Annotated in this window: 16 protein-coding genes; 1 reads left to right on the forward strand and 15 read right to left on the reverse strand. The window is 68.3% G+C overall.

Features of this window, described 5'->3' with window-relative positions; all coding sequences use genetic code 11:
• Positions 1–31 precede the first annotated feature (31 nt).
• From MKD38_RS03775 to MKD38_RS03820, 10 genes are all read right to left on the reverse strand, one after another.
• The gene (locus tag MKD38_RS03775; protein ID WP_252674727.1) at positions 32–1,243 is read right to left on the reverse strand and encodes a molybdopterin molybdotransferase MoeA; all 1,212 of its coding nucleotides are present in this window, start codon (positions 1,241–1,243) and stop codon (positions 32–34) included.
• On the reverse strand, positions 1,237–2,082 hold the full coding sequence (gene fdhD / locus MKD38_RS03780; protein WP_252674728.1) for a formate dehydrogenase accessory sulfurtransferase FdhD: 846 nt from the start codon (positions 2,080–2,082) through the stop codon (positions 1,237–1,239). Before fdhD ends, MKD38_RS03775 begins: the two co-directional genes overlap by 7 nt.
• Before the next feature lie 224 nt (positions 2,083–2,306).
• Positions 2,307–4,634, reverse strand: a complete 2,328-nt coding sequence (locus MKD38_RS03785; protein WP_252674729.1) for an FdhF/YdeP family oxidoreductase — start codon at positions 4,632–4,634, stop codon at positions 2,307–2,309.
• Between the two features lie 203 nt (positions 4,635–4,837).
• Positions 4,838–5,875: a Bug family tripartite tricarboxylate transporter substrate binding protein gene (locus MKD38_RS03790; protein WP_252674730.1), complete on the reverse strand. Its 1,038-nt coding sequence runs from the start codon at positions 5,873–5,875 to the stop codon at positions 4,838–4,840.
• Between the two features lie 96 nt (positions 5,876–5,971).
• Complete coding sequence (locus MKD38_RS03795; RefSeq protein ID WP_252674731.1) at positions 5,972–6,883, reverse strand: HpcH/HpaI aldolase/citrate lyase family protein; 912 nt, start codon at positions 6,881–6,883, stop codon at positions 5,972–5,974.
• 56 nt (positions 6,884–6,939) lie between these two features.
• Positions 6,940–8,181 (reverse strand): CaiB/BaiF CoA transferase family protein, encoded by a 1,242-nt coding sequence (locus tag MKD38_RS03800; protein WP_252674732.1) that lies wholly within the window; start codon positions 8,179–8,181, stop codon positions 6,940–6,942.
• Entirely contained in the window at positions 8,178–8,666 is a 489-nt protein-coding gene (locus MKD38_RS03805) for a MaoC family dehydratase (RefSeq protein ID WP_252674733.1), read from the reverse strand. The genes MKD38_RS03800 and MKD38_RS03805 overlap by 4 nt, the downstream gene beginning before the upstream one ends.
• The gene (locus tag MKD38_RS03810) at positions 8,663–9,877 is read right to left on the reverse strand and encodes an acyl-CoA dehydrogenase family protein (RefSeq protein ID WP_252674734.1); all 1,215 of its coding nucleotides are present in this window, start codon (positions 9,875–9,877) and stop codon (positions 8,663–8,665) included. The genes MKD38_RS03805 and MKD38_RS03810 overlap by 4 nt, the downstream gene beginning before the upstream one ends.
• Before the next feature lie 26 nt (positions 9,878–9,903).
• Positions 9,904–10,440 carry a MaoC family dehydratase gene (locus MKD38_RS03815; protein WP_252674735.1) on the reverse strand — a complete coding sequence of 179 codons (537 nt, stop codon included), beginning with the start codon at positions 10,438–10,440 and terminating at the stop codon, positions 9,904–9,906.
• The gene (locus MKD38_RS03820) at positions 10,437–11,816 is read right to left on the reverse strand and encodes an MmgE/PrpD family protein (RefSeq protein WP_252675321.1); all 1,380 of its coding nucleotides are present in this window, start codon (positions 11,814–11,816) and stop codon (positions 10,437–10,439) included. Before MKD38_RS03820 ends, MKD38_RS03815 begins: the two co-directional genes overlap by 4 nt.
• Positions 11,817–12,051: 235 nt before the next feature.
• Here MKD38_RS03820 and MKD38_RS03825 point away from each other — a divergent pair, with 235 nt between their 5' ends.
• Positions 12,052–12,948 (forward strand): HpcH/HpaI aldolase/citrate lyase family protein, encoded by an 897-nt coding sequence (locus MKD38_RS03825; RefSeq protein WP_252674736.1) that lies wholly within the window; start codon positions 12,052–12,054, stop codon positions 12,946–12,948.
• 16 nt (positions 12,949–12,964) lie between these two features.
• Here the strand turns inward: MKD38_RS03825 and MKD38_RS03830 are convergent, their stop codons facing one another.
• The 5 genes from MKD38_RS03830 to MKD38_RS03850 form a co-directional block, all read right to left on the reverse strand.
• The gene (locus MKD38_RS03830; RefSeq protein WP_252674737.1) at positions 12,965–13,690 is read right to left on the reverse strand and encodes an IclR family transcriptional regulator; all 726 of its coding nucleotides are present in this window, start codon (positions 13,688–13,690) and stop codon (positions 12,965–12,967) included.
• Positions 13,691–13,822: 132 nt separating this feature from the next.
• Complete coding sequence (locus MKD38_RS03835) at positions 13,823–14,431, reverse strand: TetR/AcrR family transcriptional regulator (protein WP_252674738.1); 609 nt, start codon at positions 14,429–14,431, stop codon at positions 13,823–13,825.
• A 198-nt stretch (positions 14,432–14,629) separates the two neighbouring features.
• A complete protein-coding gene (locus MKD38_RS03840; RefSeq protein WP_252674739.1) occupies positions 14,630–15,592 on the reverse strand; it encodes a Bug family tripartite tricarboxylate transporter substrate binding protein in 963 nt (320 codons plus the stop codon).
• 45 nt (positions 15,593–15,637) lie between these two features.
• Positions 15,638–16,420, reverse strand: a complete 783-nt coding sequence (locus MKD38_RS03845; protein ID WP_252674740.1) for an enoyl-CoA hydratase/isomerase family protein — start codon at positions 16,418–16,420, stop codon at positions 15,638–15,640.
• A complete protein-coding gene (locus MKD38_RS03850) occupies positions 16,413–17,558 on the reverse strand; it encodes an acyl-CoA dehydrogenase family protein (RefSeq protein ID WP_252674741.1) in 1,146 nt (381 codons plus the stop codon). The genes MKD38_RS03845 and MKD38_RS03850 overlap by 8 nt, the downstream gene beginning before the upstream one ends.
• Position 17,559: the final 1 nt, after the last annotated feature.

A 17,559-nucleotide genomic window follows, 5' to 3' on the forward strand; every position in this document is an offset into this window, starting at 1 on the left:
GGCCCCGGTGCCTGCGCCAGCCGCGCAGCCATCAGCTGAGCCAACGCTGGAGATCATAGTACGGCACCGGCACGTTTTGCAGGGAACCGGCGCATTGCGGTTCCACCCGCACGAAGCCGCAGGCCTGGCCGAGCGCGGACACGGAAGCCGCGCCCTGCTGCGCATTGACCTGCACGAAGCTGTCGCGCCCCCCGAAATTGCCGATCTCGCCCACGCGCCAGAACGCATCGCCGCGGTGCGGTCGCGTTCCGGCCAATGCCGCCCTGACCCGGCCCACTGGCGGAAATAGCTCCGACCGTCCTTGCAGGCGGCGCAGCAAGGGCGTCACCAGCAACGCGAAGGTGGCATAGGCGGCGGCGGGATTACCCGGCAGGCACACCACGGGCCTGCCACGCAGGCGCCCCACCGTGACCGGCTTGCCGGGCTTCATGTTGACGCCGCGGCAAAGCAGCTCGCCGCCGGCGGAAGCCAGCGCCGCCGCCACCAGGTCGCGCTGCCCGACCGAGGCCCCGCCGGTGACCAGCACCAGGTCGGCGGCGCCGGCCAGCTCGCGCAGCATGTCGTGCAGCGCGCGCTCGTCGTCGCGCACATGGCGGTGGCAGCTCACCACCGCGCCCATCGCCTGCACCAGCGATTCCAGCATGGGGCCGTTGACGTCATGCACCTGGTACACGTCGCGCGGCTCGTCGTGCGCCGCGACCTCGTCGCCGCAGGTCAGGATCGCCACCTCGACCAGCCGGCAGACTTCGGCCTCGGCCACGCCCTGCGATGCCAGCGCGGCAATATGGCCGGCATGCAGCAGCGTGCCAGCCGACAGCAACAGGTCGCCCCGGCGCGCATCCTCGCCCTGGCGGCGGATATGCTGGCCGGGCAGCGGCGCCCGCGCGCAAACCATACCCTGGTAAGTCTCGTCGGCATCCTCCAGCGCGACCACGGCATCGGCGCCGGGCGGGATCACGCCGCCGGTGTAGATGCGGATGGCATGGCCGGGCAGCAGCGGCTGCGGCCGGGTGCCGGCATAGACCACCTGCTGCAGCGGCAGGCAGGCATCGGCGCGGCAGTCCGCGCAGCGCACCGCATAGCCATCCATGGCGCTGCGGTCGGCCGCCGGCGTATCGATCCCCGCGGCCACGTCGCGGGCCAGCACGCGGCCGGTCAGCAGGCCCAGCCACACGGTCTCGGTCTCGCGCACCGGCTGCGCGCACATCGCGAAGACGGCCTGGGCCTCGTCGAAGTTCAGCATGCCGCGGCTCCGCGCGCGCCTTCCATGGACGCACTGGTGTAGTCGACGTAACCGTCCTGCCGGCAGAAGCTGAGCAGGCGCACACCGGCCTGCTCGGCGATGCGGATGGCCAGCGCGGTCGGCGCCGAGATCGTCGCCAGCATCTGGATGTTCATGCGCGCGACCTTGCGCACCAGTTCATAGCTGGCGCGGCTGGACAGCAGCACGAAACCGTCTGCCATATCCACGCGTTGCATCGCCAGGTGGCCGATCAGCTTGTCCAGGCCATTGTGGCGGCCGACATCCTCGAACACATGGAGGATCTCGCCGCCGGCATCGCACCAGGCCGCGGCATGGACGCCGCCGGTGGCCTGCATCAGCCGCTGGCGCGACGGCAGCGCGGCGACAGCGCGCTCGATCATGGCGCGCGACGGCGTAAGCCGGATGGCCGGTTCCGGCATGCGCGCCGGCTCCAGGTCCAGCAGCGCGATGCTTTCGATGCCGCAGACGCCGCAGCCGGTGCGCCCGGCCAGCGCGCGCCGGCGCGCGCGCATGGTGGCGAAGGCGTGCTCGCTGAGCTCCATCTGCACCTCGGCGGCGTGCGCATGCATGCGCACCTCGAGATCGTGGATCTCGGCGTTGTGTGCGACGATGCCCTCGGTCAGCGAGAAGCCGACCGCGAAGGCCTCGAGGTCCAGCGGCGTGCACATCATCACGGCGTGCGAGATGCCGTTGTACACCAGCGCCACCGGCAGCTCTTCGGCCACGTTGTCGGTGGCCGGCTGCGCCGTGCTGCGCTTGTGCCGCACGATGCCGCGCGCTTCAAAGCCGGTGTGTTCGAGCAGTTGGGTGGATTCCATGTGGGGTCTCTTGAAGAAGATCGATGCAGTGCTTTTGCGCGCGGCCGGTTTCTCCCCTCGCCCGCTTACGGGAGAGGGGGGAGAGGGCAGGCACTGGCATACCGACGCGCTGTACTTCGTCGACGCTCCGGCCCTCTCCCCCACCTCTCTCCCGCGCAGCGGGAGAGGGGTGCGTTCACCAGGGGCGTCGGCCGCTTGACAAGTGGTCTTGCGCGGGCGTCGGATCAGCTCGTCGCGGTTTCCTGGCGCCGTGACGGCGTCAGCAGCACCGGCACCGACTTGGACGTGGGCGTGCCGCAGCCATCGCCGGTGCTCTCCAGCGGCACCAGGGGATTGGTCTCGGGGTAGTAGGCGCCCAGGCAGCCCTGCGGGATGTCGTAGTCGACCAGCACGAAGTCCTCGACATGGCGCTGCACGCCGTCGTCCCAGACGCTGGTGATATCGACGTGCTGCCCCGCCTCCAGCCCAAGCCTTTGACGGTCCGCGGCGTTGATGAAAACCACCCGGCGCAGGCCAAACACGCCGCGATAGCGGTCATCGAGGCCATAGATCGTGGTGTTGTACTGGTCGTGCGAGCGCGTGGTCATCATCACCATCAGCTTGTCGCCATACTGCTGGCGCGCCCGGTTGATGGGGGTGTCCTTGTCGATGCGGTTGACCAGGAACTGCGCCTTGCCCGACGGCGTATGCCAGACCCGGTGGCACGCCGGCGGCGTCAGGTGGAAGCCGCCCGGCACCGCGACGCGCTCGTTGTAGCTGTCGAAGCCGTCGATCACCTGCTCGATGGCATCGCGGATGCGGGCATAGTCCTGCGCATACCAGAGCCAGTCGATCTTCTCCGAGCCCAGCGTGGCCGCCGCCATGCGCGCGACGATGGCGATCTCCGACAACAGGTGCGGCGATGCCGGCGCGTTCATGCCGAAGGAGATATGGACCATGCAGACCGAGTCCTCGACCGTGACGCCCTGCGCCACGCCGTCCTGCTGGTCGATCTCGGTGCGGCCCAGCGTCGGCAGGATCAGCGCTTCCTTGCCGTGCACCAGGTGGCTGCGGTTGAGCTTGGTGGCAATATGCACGGTCAGGTCGCACTGGCGCAGCGCCGCGAAGGTGCGCGGCGTATCCGGCGTGGCGGTGGAGAAATTGCCGCCCAGCCCGACAAAGACCTTGACCTTGCCCGCCAGCATCGCCGAGATGGTGTGCACCACGTCATAGCCATGCTGGCGCGGCGGCTCGAAGCCGAAAGCCGCCTGCAGGCGATCGAGGAATTCCGACTCGGGCTTCTCCTCGATCCCCACCGTGCGGTCGCCCTGCACGTTGGAATGCCCGCGCACCGGCAGCAGCCCCGCACCCGGCCGGCCGATATTGCCGCGCATCATCATCAGGTTGGACAGGATCTGCACCGTCGGCACCGAATGCTTGTGTTGCGTCAGCCCCATGCCCCAGCAGGCGATCACGCGCTTGCCTCGCGCATAGACCTGGGTCAGCGCGTCGATGTCTTCCTGCGACACGCCCGACTCGGCGACGATGTCGGCCCAGCTTTCGGCACGCAGGTCATCGACAAAGTCGCTGAAGCCGACGGTGTGCTCGCGCACGAAGTCCACGTCGATCAGCCGCTCGCGGCCGTGACGGATAGCCTCGTCGTCCAGTTCGACCAGGCGCTTGGCCATGCCCTTGATCAGCGCAAAATCGCCGCCCAGCCGGGGCTGCACGAACATCGACGCGATCCTGGTGCTGGACCCGGTCAGCATCTCGACCGGGTGCTGCGGGCTGGTGAAGCGCTCCACGCCGCGCTCGCGCAGCGGATTGATCGATACGATGGTGGCGCCGCGCCGCGCGCATTCGCGCAGTTCGCCCAGCATGCGCGGATGGTTGGTGGCCGCGTTGTGGCCGAACAGCAGGATAGTGTCGGCATGCTCGAAGTCATCCAGCACCACGGTGGCCTTGCCCACGCCGATGGTCTGCGGCAGGCCGCGGCTGGTGGCCTCGTGGCACATGTTGGAGCAGTCGGGGAAGTTATTGGTGCCATACGCGCGCACGAACAGCTGGTACAGGAACGCGGCCTCGTTGCTGGCGCGGCCCGAGGTGTAGAACGCGGCCTGGTTCGGATCCGGCAACGCGCGCAGGTGGCGCGCGATCAGCGCAAAGGCCTCGTCCCAGGCGATCGGCCGGTACTTGTCGGTCTGCGCGTCGTAGACCATCGGGTGCGTCAGCCGACCGTGCTGCTCCAGCTCATAGTCGGTCTGCGCCATCAGCGACGTCACCGTGTGCTGCGCGAAAAACTCCGGGGTCACGCGCAGGCTGGTCGACTCGGCCGCCACCGCCTTGACGCCGTTCTCACAGAACTCGAAGGTCGAGGCATGCTGCCGGTCCGGCCAGGCACAGCCGGGGCAGTCGAAGCCATCGGCCTGGTTCTGCTTGAACAGCATCTTGTAGTTGCCGCCGGCCACCTTCTCCTTGATCAGGTTGATGGCAACGTACTTCAGCGCACCCCAGCCGGCGGCGGGATGGGTATAGGGGGCGATGTGGCCTGTTTCAGGCTTGGGGGTGCTCATTGGCGTGGTGTCCTGTAACGGGGCGCGGCCCGGCCCGTCCTGTCTTGCGGGGCCAGGACGGCCGGAGCGTTGCGGTGACACCAGAGTAGAGTTCCGGCGGCCTGGCCGGTGTGTACAAAGCGGAGGGCGGGCAGGGAGTACAGTTTTTGTGGCTGTGCACCCCGGCACCGGCACCGGCACCGCCATCGCCATCGCCATCGCCATCACTCCATCTTGAGCCCCACCGTTTTCGTCATGGCCTGGTAGGTCGGCCAGGTGCGCCCGATGAACTGCTGCAGCGCTTCACCGGTCAGGGGCGTGTCCTGGCTGCCCAACTGCTCGCGCACATTCCTGACCGCCTCCGATTCGGTGACCGACTGCCGCACCAGCGTGGCGAGCGTCGAGACAATACCGGCAGGCAGCCCTGCGGGGCCGAGCAGCATGTTGCACTCGGCCAGGTTGCTGAACACCGGGTCCGAGATGCCTTCGTCCGCCCAGGTCGGTATGCCAGGCAACTTGGCCGAACGCGGCCCGGAGATCACCAGCAGTGGCTTGAGCCCGCCGGACGCCAGCCCACCCGACATGCCGAGCAGCGAACCGGCGCCGATATCGATATGCCCGGCCAGCAGATCGCCGATCATCGCCCCCGTGCCCTTGTAGTTGATGATGTCGAGCTGGGCCCCGGTCAGCTTCTTCAGCTGGGCCACCATCAGTTGCCAGCCCGAGCCGATGCCGTAGTTGCCGACGCTGACCGGCCGCTTCCGCGCCAGCGCGACCAGTTCCTTGAAGGTGCCGGCGGGCAGCCCCTTGGTCGCCACCATCACGCCGACGCCGGTACTCATCGACGCGACCGGCGTGAGCTCGCGCGAGGGGTCGATGGGCGGCTTCTTCAGCAGTACCGGCGCTTGCGCCAGCTGGCTGTGCAAGGTGCACAGCAGCGTGCACCCGTCGGGCCTGGCACGGGCCACCGCCTCGGCGGCAATCATGCCGATGCCGCCCGGCTTGTTTTCCACCACCACCGGCACCTTCAGCCTGGCGGAGAAGAACTCGGCGAACGCGCGCGCGGTGCTGTCGTTGGACGAGCCCGGCGCCTGCGCCGCGATGATCCGGATGGGGCGCGAGGGCCAGTCGCCGGCAAGCGCCTGGCGTGGCAGCAGCCAGGGCAGCACAGCCGCCCCCGCCGCGGCGCCGAGCCATTGGCGCCGGCGCAGGTTGACGGTATCCGCGGGCAAGTCGTTGCCCGGACCAGGTATGGAATGCATGGGTCTTCTCCCGAATGCTTCAAGCCCGCGCGCCGCGACCGACCGCGGGCACCCTGGCCGCGGCAAGGCGCCACGGCCGGCACGGATGGCATGCCGCTACATGCCGATCAGGTCGGCGCGCTGCACCAGGTTCCTGACGATGCGGACCGAGGCGATGTCGATCATCTTGCCCTCGTACTGGACCGCGCCCAGGCCTTGCGACAGCGCTTCGTCGTAGGCGCGGATCATGTCGCGGGCACGTGCCACGTCGGCAGCGGCCGGCGAGAAGACATCCTGTGCGAGTTCGACCTGCGACGGATGGATGGCCCACTTGCCGACCATGCCGAGGAACATGGCGCGGCGCGCTTCCTCGCGGAACGCGTCGGGGCTGCGGAAGTCGGCGAACGGGCCGTCGACGGCATCGAGCCGGTGGGCGCGCGCGGCGATCGTCAGCCGCTGGCGCTGGTAGTGCCAGATGTCGCCCGGATAGCCGCCGCTGCCACCAATGTCGCGCATCGACACGCCCTGGCTGGCCGAATAGTCGCCCATGCCGAAGATCAGGCATTCCAGCCGCGGCGTCGACGCGGCAATGGCCTCGACGTTCATCATGGCTTCCACCTCTTCGATCAGCACGTCGATGCCGATGCGGTGGCGCAGGCCGAGCTTCTTCTCCATCATTGACAGCAGCTTGTCGACGAACTGCACATCCGCCGCCGACATGGCCTTGGGCAGCATGATCACATCGAGATTGCGGCCGGCGCCTTCCACCACTTCGATAATGTCCTCGTAGGCGTACTCGGTGGTCAGGTCGTTGATGCGCACGCAGCGCGTGGTGCGCCCCCAGTCCAGCCCGTTGAGGGCGTCGACGATCCTGCGCCGCGCCGGGCGCTTTTCGCTGGGCGCGACGGCGTCTTCCAGGTCGAGGAAGACGAAGTCCACGCCCATGCCCGCGGCCTTGGCCATCATCTTCTCGCTCGAGCCCGGCACGGACAGCTGGCAGCGGCGCAGCCGCTTGATCTTCTCCTGCATGATGTTGTCTCCTGCTTGTTGTACTAGTGTTGTCTGTCAGTCATTGCGGCGTGCCGCTACTGCACCACGCCCTGCGTGCGCAGCACCGCGATCTCGCCGGCATCGAAGCCGAGGTCGGACAGGGTGCGGTCGGTGTGCTCGCCGGTCATGGGCGCCCGATGCCGCACGCCTCCGGGCGTGGCGCTCATGCGCACCGGACTGCCGGCAATGGTCAGCGCGCGCGCCGCGCCGGGCTGCTCGGCCTCGACCAGCATGCCGCGGATGCGGAAATGCGGATCGTCGAAGATGTCGGCGGCGTCGAACACCGGGCCGAACGGCACCTCGCCGCCCAGCATCCCCGCGAGCGCGCGCTTGGTATGGCACACGGTCCAGGCGGCGACCGCCTGCTCCACCTCGGCGCGGTGCCGCACGCGCAACTCGTTGGTGGCAAAGCGCGGATCGTCGGCCCATGGCGGATGGTCCATCCGCTCCACCAGCAGCCGCCAGAAGCGATCGTTCGGCACCCCCAGGCTGATAAAGCCGTCGCTGGCCGGGAACAGTCCGAACGGGCACAGCAGCGGATGGCCGTTGCCCTCGGGTCCCGGCGCCTGCGCCGAGGCGCTGTACTGGAACACCATGCGCTCGCACACCGCCAGCACGGCATCGACCATGGCCACATCGACGAACTGGCCGCGGCCGGTGCGCTGTGCATGCCAGCACGCCGCCGCGATGCCGTAGGCCAGGAACATGGCGGGAACGATATCGCCGACGCCCGGGCCGATCTTGGTCGGTGCGCCGCCGCGCTGCGGGCCGGTAATCCCCATGATGCCGCCCATGGCCTGAGCGACGGGATCGTAGGCGGGCCAGCCGGCGTAGGCGCTCTCGCCGCTGCGCGGATCGCCGAAGCCGCGCAGCGCCGCGTACACCAGCTTCGGGTTTTCTTCGGCGAGCCGTTCATAGCCCAGCCCGAAGCGTTCCATCACGCCGGCGCGGTAGTTCTCGACCAGCACGTCGGCGCCGCGCACGAGCCGCAGCAGGGTCTCGCGCCCGGCCGGCTGCTTCAGGTCCAGCACCAGCGATTCCTTGTTGCGGTTGATCGAGCCAAAGTAGCCGCCAAAGCCGCCGGACTCCATCCGCAAGGCGCCCTCGAGATGCGGGCCGTTGCGCCGGGTCTGGTCGCCGCCGGGCGGCTCGATCTTGATCACGCGCGCGCCCTGGTCGGCGAGCATCATCGAGCAATAGGGGCCGGCCAGCATCTGGGTCAGGTCGAGCACCACCATGCCGTCCAGCGCACCAGCTACGCGGCCATCCGCGCTCATCGCGCGCCCCAATGGCTCTTGCGCTTGATCAGCGCGGTGCGCTCCGCCTGCACGCACAGCTTGTCGTCCTGGTTCACGCCGTAGTGGCGGAAGCGGACGATGCCGGCATCCTCGCGGTCGCCGTCTTCCTTGCCCAGCACCTCGGTGAAGGCGTAGAGCGTGTCGCCGTGGAAAACCGGATGCGACAGGCGGATCTTGTCCAGCGTCAGTTCTTGCACGCACTGCTCGGCGGTGTCCTGCGCCGCAAGCCCGAGCACCATCGACAGGTTGATCCCGCCGAAGACCACGCGCTGCGCGAAGATGCCGCCGGCGGCGCGCCGCATCGCGTCTTCGTTGAAGTGCCCTTCGGCCGTATTCATGACCATGTTGGTCAGCATGACGTTGTCCATCTCGGTCACGGTCTTGCCGCGCGCATGGCGGATCAGCATGCCGGGCTCGAAGTGCTCGAAGTAGCCGTCGGGGCTGGTGAGTGCGCAGAGTTTCATGCCGCCTCCTTCGACTGCCGGACCTGCCCGCCGAAGGCGCGGCCGGCGATCATGCCCTCGACCTCGGACTTGCCGAGCAGGCTGTTGGCGATGATGCGTTGCTGGATCTCGGAGGTGCCTTCGAAGATCTTGGTAAGGCGCGCATCGCGCCAGTAGCGCTCGACCGGGAACAACTTGGTATAGCCCGCGCCGCCGAAGATCTGCAGCGCCTGCGAGGTCACGCGCTCGGCCATCTCCGAGGCGAAGTACTTCACCATCGACGCCTCCTTGTCGCAGCGGCGCCCGCTGTCGATCTCGTTGCAAACGAAGTAGAGCAACTGGCGCGCGGCCTCGATCTCGGTCGCCATGGTGGCGATCTTGAAGCGGATCGCCTGGTACTCGGCGATCGGCATGCCGAACTGGCGGCGCTCCAGCGAATAGGCGATCGCGTCTTCCAGCGCGCCCTGCGCCAGGCCGATGGCACGGGCGGCGGTATGCGCGCGGGCGCCCTCCAGCCCCTTGGCCATCAGCAGGAAGGCCTTGCCCTCCGGACCCATCAGGTTGCGCTTCGGTACGCGCACGCCATCGAGCGCCAGCTCGAAGGTCTTCCAGCCGAAATACCCGATCTTGGGGATCGGCGAGCCCGTCATGCCCGGCGGAAAGCCGCCGCGCTGCTTCTCGATCATGAAGCACGAAATGCCTTCCCAGCGCTTGTCGGGCGACGGCGGCGCGGAGGTCCGCGCGAACACGATCAGGTAGTCGGCGCCGTCGGCAAAGGTGCACCAGTATTTGTTGCCGGTCAGCACCCATTCATCGCCATCCAGCACGGCGCGGCACGAGATCGACGCCAGGTCGGAGCCGGTATCCGGCTCGGACAGCGCGCTGGCGTTGAGGAAGTCGCCACGCACCACGCGCGGCAGGTATTCGCGCCGCATGTCCTCGGGCATCGATTTCATGATCCAGCCGCCCTGCGCACGGGCGACGATCGACGCCACCGACATCCAGCCGCGCGACAGCTGCTCGCAGATCAGGCAATACTCGAAGATGCCAAGGCCCAGGCCGCCGTACTCCTCCGGGATGGTGATGCCGAAGTAGCCCATCTCGGCCATCTTGTCGCGCAGCGACATCGGGATCTCCGCATCCGGGCCGTCCAGCGCGTTGGCCACCGGCAGCACCTCTTTCATCGTGAACTCGCGCGCCGCATCGCGGATCATGCAACGCGCTTCCGTCATGTACCCCAGACCGTCTCCTGACATGCTTATCCCCTCATCCTGACCAGATTGGTACGCTTGAATTCGATGACCGCATCGCCCTGCTGATTGGTGCCATGCGTGTGCCACGTCACGATGCCGTAGCCAGGCCGGTTGCTCGCCGGCCTGCGCGACACCACGACGGAGCTGGCATAGAGCGTCTCGCCGGGATAAACCGGCCGCAGATAGGCCAGCTCGTCGACCCCGAGAAACGGACCACCGCCCTCGGACAGGTCTTCCACCGACAGGCCGAACACGGTGTTGAACACCAGCAGCGGATTGACCGGCACGCCGGGGTGGCCGTTGGCGCGCGCCACCGCCGCATTGGTGTATTGGGGGTTGTAGTGCAGCGTCAGCACCGAGAACAGGGTGTTGTCCGCCGCGGTGACGGTACGGCCCCAGTGATGGTCGAAGCGCCGGCCCGGCTCGAAGTCCTCGTAGCGGTTGCCGCGGGCGCGCAGCCGGGCCTCTGCCTTCAGGCGGGCGACGACCGGATCGGCCGGGATCTCGGTGACTCGCGCGGTGGCGGGATGGGTGGATGTCATTGCATAGCCTCAAACAAGGGTTCGACGGAAGGAAGCCGGTCCAGCGTGTCGACCACCGACACCAGCTTCGCGAACTTGGCCGCGCCGATGCGCGGCACGACGATGGCCTGCGCCTTGTCGACCAGGCGCCGCCACTGCATGGCAAGGTCCGCGGCCGGCACCGCGACATTGGCCTGCGCGCGCAGCGTGCGGCCGTCGCGCGTCAGTATCTCGACGGTGGCCGCGTTGCGGTCCGGGCCGGGCACGACTTGCAGGGCGATCCGCTGCCGCGCCCTGACATAGCGCGGTGCGAGCGCGGTCTCGGGCGAATACAGGGCGAGCGACGCGGTGGGCGCGCCGTCCATCGCCAGCGCCGCAAGATGCTGGATCGCGAACTTGATCTCGAGGCCGGTCTGCGGGTCGGCGATATCGCACACTCCCCGATGCGGACCGGACACGGAAATGGTCATCGACTCGAGCGCATCCAGGTCGATACGGTGCTCGCGGCAAGCCTGGCGCACGGCCTCGATGGTGGAGTGCGTGAGGTAGCAGGACGCATGGAACTTGAACAGGGTGCGTTCGATTGCCATGCCCGGGCGGCGCTCGAAGGTGGCCGGGAACGCCGGCGCAGCGGGTGCCTGGGTGCGGCCAAAGCCCTGCTCGCACTCGATGCCGCTGGCGTTGGCGGTGAACCCGCGTGCCGCCAGCCGTGCCGCCATCACGCCGTTCATGGCGGCCTTGCCCGCGTGCAGCGGCTTGGCCATGGTGCCGAACATGCATTTGAGCCCCGCGGCCTGCGTCGCGGCGAGTCCGAGCGCATGGGCCGTGCGGACCGGGTCGAGTCCACCCAGCCGCGCACAGGCGGCAGCGGCGCCCAGCGTGCCGGTGGTGCCGGTCGGGTGCAGGCCGAGGCGATACTGCTCCTCCCCCACCACTTCGCCGATCCGGCTTTCGACTTCATGGCCCAGGATCAGCGCACGCAGCAGTTCCTTGCCGCTGGCGCCGGCCACCTGGGCCACCGCCAGCGCCGCGGGCGCCACCGGCACGGTCGGGTGTCCGCGCATCGCCGAAGCAACGTCGTCGAAGTCGAGCGCATGTCCCGCGGCGCCGTTGATCAGCGCGGCCTGCGCCGGTTCGGCGCGCAGCGGGCTGCCTACCAGCGCGCACGGCAACTCGCGCAGGCCGGCATATTCGGCGACGAGCATTTCGACCAGCGGCTCGCGCGCGGCAGCGAGGGTCACCGCGATCCAGTCGAGCATGGCATGGCGTGCCCAGGCGAAGGCCGGCGCGCCGAGCTCGGCATCGTCGACCGTGCTGGTCCAGTCGGCCAGCGCCCGGGTGAAGCCGGTGCGGTCCGACGTGTTGTCGAAGGTATGGTCAGGTTCCACCGGAAGCATCGCCGCGTTGGCCAGCGCCCTGTTGTTGTCGATGGACCCAGTATTGGCGAAGGCCGCCGGGCGCGGCATCACATATGTGATGAATGCCGGCCGCTGGCATCCATCACATATGTGATGGATGTGCGGACGTGCAGGACCGAAACTTTCGTCCGTGGCCATGCGCGGCGCCCGGCGCCGCGCATGGCCGCCCTATCCAGACTTCGTCAACCTTTCGCGTCTGCCAGCGCTCATGACCATGACCACGCCCGCACCTCGCCGCTCCGTGCTGTATGTGCCTGCCACCAATACCCGCGCCATCGAGAAGGCGCGCAACCTGCCCTGCGACGCCATTGTGTTCGACCTCGAAGACGCCGTGGCCCCGGCGATGAAGGCCCAGGCCAGGGATAACCTGGCCAGCGCGTTTGCCGCGCAGCCGTTCGCAGCGCATGAAACGGTGATTCGTGTCAACGCGCTGGCAACCGCCGAGTTCGATGCCGACCTGCGCGTGGCCGCCACCTGCGGCGCCGATGCCATCCTGCTGCCGAAGGTCGACACCGGTGCGGACCTGGAGCGCTTCGCCGCAGCCATCGGCGCCATTGCCAATGGGCCGGCGCCCAGGCTATGGGCCATGATCGAAACCGCTGCCGCGATCCACCATATCGACGGCATCCTGCAAGCCGGCCAGCGCCGGCAGGTGCAACTCGACTGCCTGGTGGCGGGCACCAACGACCTGGCGAAGGAAACCGGCGTCTATCCAGGCGATAACCGCGCGTACCTGCTGCCGTGGCTGATGTCGGTGGTGCTGGCGGCAAAGCGCCATGGCGTGGACGTGCTCGACGGTGTGTGGAATGACTTCGGCGACCGCGCCGGCTTCGAGAACGAAGTGCTGCAGTCGGTCAGGATGGGCTTTGACGGCAAGACGCTGATCCACCCGTCGCAGGTCGATCCGGCCAATGCGGCGTTCACGCCGTCGGACGCCGCCACGGCCGAGGCGCAGGCGATCGTCGCGGCCTTCGCGCGGCCCGAGCATGCCGCTGCGGGCGTAATCAAGCTGGAGGGACGCATGGTCGAGCGCCTGCACCTGGAGCAGGCCACGCGCCTGCTGGCGCGGCTCGACGCGATCCGGGCGCGCGGGGAACGGCCCGGCCTCTGAACGCGCGCGCCAGCGCTCAGCCGTCCTGCGCCACGGCCAGCACCGCGGCCAGCAGTTTCTTGCGGCGTGCGTGCAGGCGTGCCACCGGGCCACCGGTGCCGATGCCCAGCCACTGTCCGCGGATGGGTGTGGCCATCAGCGTGGCAATCACGCCTGCCCCCGGCGTGGCCAGGCTGGCCGATTCGTAATAGCCCTGGCGACGCGCCAGCTCGACCTCGCGCAGGATCTCGGCTGGCCTTGCCAGCGGCTCGCCGGGGCCTGCCTCGGCGTTGTAGCGGCGCAGCAGGCGTCCGATCTGCTCGTCGTCCATGCGGCTCATCAGCATGATGCCGATCGCGGTGCGATGCATCGGCCGGACGATGCCCGACGCCACCGACAGGCGCAGCGCATGGCTGGATTCGATCACGGACAGGTATTGCAGCAGGTTGCCGCTCTGGCGGCCCAGCAGCACGGTCTCGCCGGTTTCGCTCGACAGGCGGCGCATGGCGTCGTGCACCGATGCGCCGGCGCCCTGCCTGCGCGTGGTCCAGCCGCACAGGAAGGCGACCCGCACCGACGGGCAATAGCTGCGCAACTGCGCGTCGAACTCCATGTAGCCGCGCGCGACCATGGTCCGCAGCAGCATCGAGACGCTGGACTGCGGGATGCCGAGGCGCTCGGCGATCTCGCCGACGCGCAGCGGCCGGCGCACGCGCTCGAACAGTTCCAGCAGGTCGAACACGCGATTTGCCGACTTGACCATGCCGCTGTCCATAGCCGTCCCTCCCTGGCCCGCGCCTGGTCGGCGCTGCCTTGCCGTGCCCCGGACTGGCGGGCGGCGCTCACGTGCCTGCCGTTTCAGTCCGCCCTCGACATCGCCATGGCGATGGGTCCTCTACAGCAACCACTCCCCGATCATTCGCAGGATTTCCGCCTTCACGGCGGCCGGGTCCATCGAGGCCCGGTTAAGGCGATGCACGGAGATACCGCGCAGCAGGCTCATCAGGATGAAGGCCGCGGCTTTGGCATCGACGTCAGCGCGGATCTGCCCCAGGGCCTTGGCCTCGTTGAGCTTGTACTCGACGTAGGCCATGTTCTTTTCATTGTAGTCGTGGACAAAGCCATGCAGCGGCGAGTCGGCCACGGACGAGTCCAGCACGATGAAGAACATCGCCCGGATACTGTTGACCGCGCTTTCCGGGCGCTGGGTATAGGCATCCACCAGCGAATAGATGCCCTGAATGCCGCTGGTATCGCTGCCGTCCTTCTTGCGCTGGGCATTGAATTCACGCGACAGGTGTTCCAGGCACTCCGCCAGCAGCTTTTCCTTGGAGCCGAAGTGGGTGTGCGCCAGGCCGCGGCTATAGCCGGCCTTGGTGCCGACTTCATTCATCGTCAGCCCGGCCAGGCCTTTTTCGGAAATCAGCTCGATAGCGGCCTGCACCATGCGGCTGACGGATTCTTCACGCCGTTGCTCCTGGGTGCGACTGGATTGCTGCTTCATAGGTAGTGAATGTGATGCCGCCTGCGGATGGCTGGTGGTGTCGTCGTGCCTCGCGTCGAGCAAAGATCCGGCTGGTTCAACGCGACATGAAGCCAGATTGTACCGAAGGGAACAGGCCGCTTTCCAGGCAGCGCCGGCCCGCCGCTGCGCGCCGGCCGCTGCGTTCGCAAGCTGCCGGGCAGCCGCGCGGGCCCGCGCTCAGCCTGGCTGGATATTGGCCTTTTCCGCCACGCGCTTGAAGCGCAGGTATTCCGCGCGCTGGAATTCGCCCAGGTCGCCAAGCGCCTTGTTCAGGAAAGTCCCGGCGCGCTTGGCCTGGTAGGCCTTTGCCTCCTCGGTCTTCTGCGCGGCGGAGATGGCTGCGGCAAGCTCGTTGAGCTTGTCCTGCGGGGTGCCGGCCTTCATCGAGAAAGACGACCACACGTAGGACTCGAAGTCGGTGTAGCCCAGCTCCTTCATGGTCGGGACATTGGGCAACAGCTTGTCGCGCACCCCGCCGGTAATGGCAAGCACGCGCAGCTTCTTGCCCTTTTCCATGGGGGCGATGCCGGTGATATCGTTCAGGCCGATGTCGAGCCGGTTGCCGATCACGTCGGTCACCATCGGCGCGCCGCCCTTGTAGGGCACGGGCGTGGTCTTGATGCCCGTCGCCTGCGCCAGCCACTCGCCCACCAGCCGGTAGCCTTCGGAATAGTTGCCCACCGAGATCGGCTTGCCGGTGGCCTTGTAGCGGGCCACCACATCGGCAATGGTGTGGTACGGCGAATCGTTGCCGGCGACAAAGGCCGCGGCCGAGATCGCCAGGCCGTGCAGCGGCACCAGGTCCTTGAACGGGTCGTAGCCGAGGTTCTTCACCATCACCGGGTTGACCGCGATCAGCGAGTTGCTGCCAAGCAGGATGGTGTTGCCGTCAGCCGGTTCCGCCAGCACGGTGCGCACGGCGATAAGGCCGCTGGCGCCCGGCTTGTTCTCGACCACGATGGCGCGGCCCAGGGCCTTGCCGATCTGCTCCGCGTAGAAGCGCGCGCCCTCGTCCGAGCCACTGCCCGCCGTGAACGGCACGATCACGCGAATCGCCTTGCCCTGCGCCCGCGCGATGCCGGGAAATGCCAGCGTTGCCGCGCCCGCCAGCAGGGTGGCGCCGAATTGTCTGCGTTGCATGTCTTTGTCTCCGTTTATCGATTGTCCGTGCCTGCCCTGCAGGCGTCAGTCTTCAAAGACCGGGGGACGCCTTTCCGCCATGGCCTTCACGCCTTCGGCGAGATCCGGCCCGGCAAACTGGACCGCCTGCTCCGCGCTCTCGCGCGAGATGGCGTTGCGGATATGGCTGAGCGAATCGGCCTTCAAGGTCTGGCGGGTCGACTGCAGTGCCCGCGGCGATGAAGTGGCCAGTTCCCGCGCCAGTGCCAGCGCGGCGCCGCGCACCTCGGCCCTGGGTACGATGAAGTCCACCAGCCCCAGCTCATGGGCACGTGCCCCGTCGACGCGGGTGCCGGTGTAAAGCATCCACGCCGCCATCTGCTTGCCGATCAGCGCGGGCAGCGTGTACGAGAGCGCAAACCCGGGATGAAAGCCGAGGCGGTTGAAGTTGGCGGAAAAACGCGCCTCCGCGCACGACACGCGAAAATCCGCCGCCAGCGCCAGGCCCAGGCCGCCACCCACTGCCGGCCCCTCGATCGCCGCCACGATCGGCTTGCCAAAGCTGAAAATGCGCAAGGCCTCGAGGTAGATCGGATTGATGCGCGAGGCGCTGCGCGGCGCCGCGGCGCCGTCGCGCCGGGAAAAGTCTGCGCCCGCGCAGAACGCGCTGCCACCCGCTTGCAGCAGCACCGCGCGGCAGGTCTTGTCGCCCTGCAGCCGGTCCAGCTCGTCGGCGATCCGGGCAATCATGTCCACATCGAAAAAATTGTGCGGCGGGCGGTTCAGCTCGAGGATGGCGACATGGCCGTCGCGCCGGCTCAGGATGACTTGGTCCGTGGTGTCAGCCATGGGTGGCGTTCCTTTCTGCTTGCATCGATTCGGCGTGCCCGACAGCCGGGCTTGCCGCGCGATCTGCGGACGGCAGGGTGCGCGCCGTCAGGTTCGGCCAGAATTGATCGGAGCCCGCCTGGATAAAGGCCTGGCCCAGGCGCTCGGCCCATTCGGTGCTGGTGCCGGCCTCGGCGCGCCAGGCCCACAGGCGCCGGGTGGCGAAGTTCAGCGGGTATTCGTAGGTAAAGCCAATCGCGCCATGGACCTGGTGCGCGATCGAGGCACCCGTGCGGACCGCGTCGCTGGTCGTCACCTTGGCCACCGCGGCGCTGAATTCCGCCTGCGGCGCGCTGTGCTGGTGGATCGCAGGCAGATCGCGCAACGCGGTGGTGGCCGCCGCATAGCCGCACGCCACCTCTCCGGCCAGCACGGCGAGCTGCTGCTGGATGGCCTGGTTCTTGCCGATGGGCTTGCCGAACTGCACTCGGTCCTTCACATACTGTACCGCCAGGTCGAGCGCGTATTCCAGCGCACCGGTCAGCTGCGCCGCGGTGGTGGCGGCGTAGAACACTTCCAGCGGGCGGCTCAGGCCCGCAATGCCGGCAGCCAGCGCATGCGCCGCCGGTGCGTGGTCCAGCACCACCGTATCGGCCGGCAGCGATGCGGCATCGGCCTTCGGTTCGATCCGCACGCCGGGCCCGTTCGCGTCGACCAGGCACAGCTGGCCCGCTGCCTCGATCACCAGCCAGTGGGCATGGCGCGCCCATTTCACGGCGGTCATCGTGCCGGAGAGGGTGGCGGGCTTGCCGGCTTCAGCGCTGGTCCATGCCAAGGTCCGGGTCTGCGCCCCCGCGGCAAGCGCGAACACGCTGTCGGCGGCCAGGTCCAGCCCGCAGCGCGATGCCAGGTACTGGCCTACCACCGCCTGCGCCAGCGGCACCGGCGCCTGGGCGTAACCCACCTGGTAGAAAAGGGGCAACGCCTCGGGCCAGGACGCCTCGATCCCGCCGTGCGCCTCGCGGCACAGGATCTTGGTCATGCCGGCATCGGCGATGGTTTGCCACAGCGCGCCGGCGAATGTGCCGGCCTCGACCGCCGTCAGCAGTTCGCGGCTCACCTCGTTGGCCAGCAGTCGCCTGACGGTTTCTTCAATCATG

It is taken from the genome of Cupriavidus sp. WGlv3, assembly GCF_023952475.1.
Lineage (GTDB): Bacteria > Pseudomonadota > Gammaproteobacteria > Burkholderiales > Burkholderiaceae > Cupriavidus > Cupriavidus phytorum.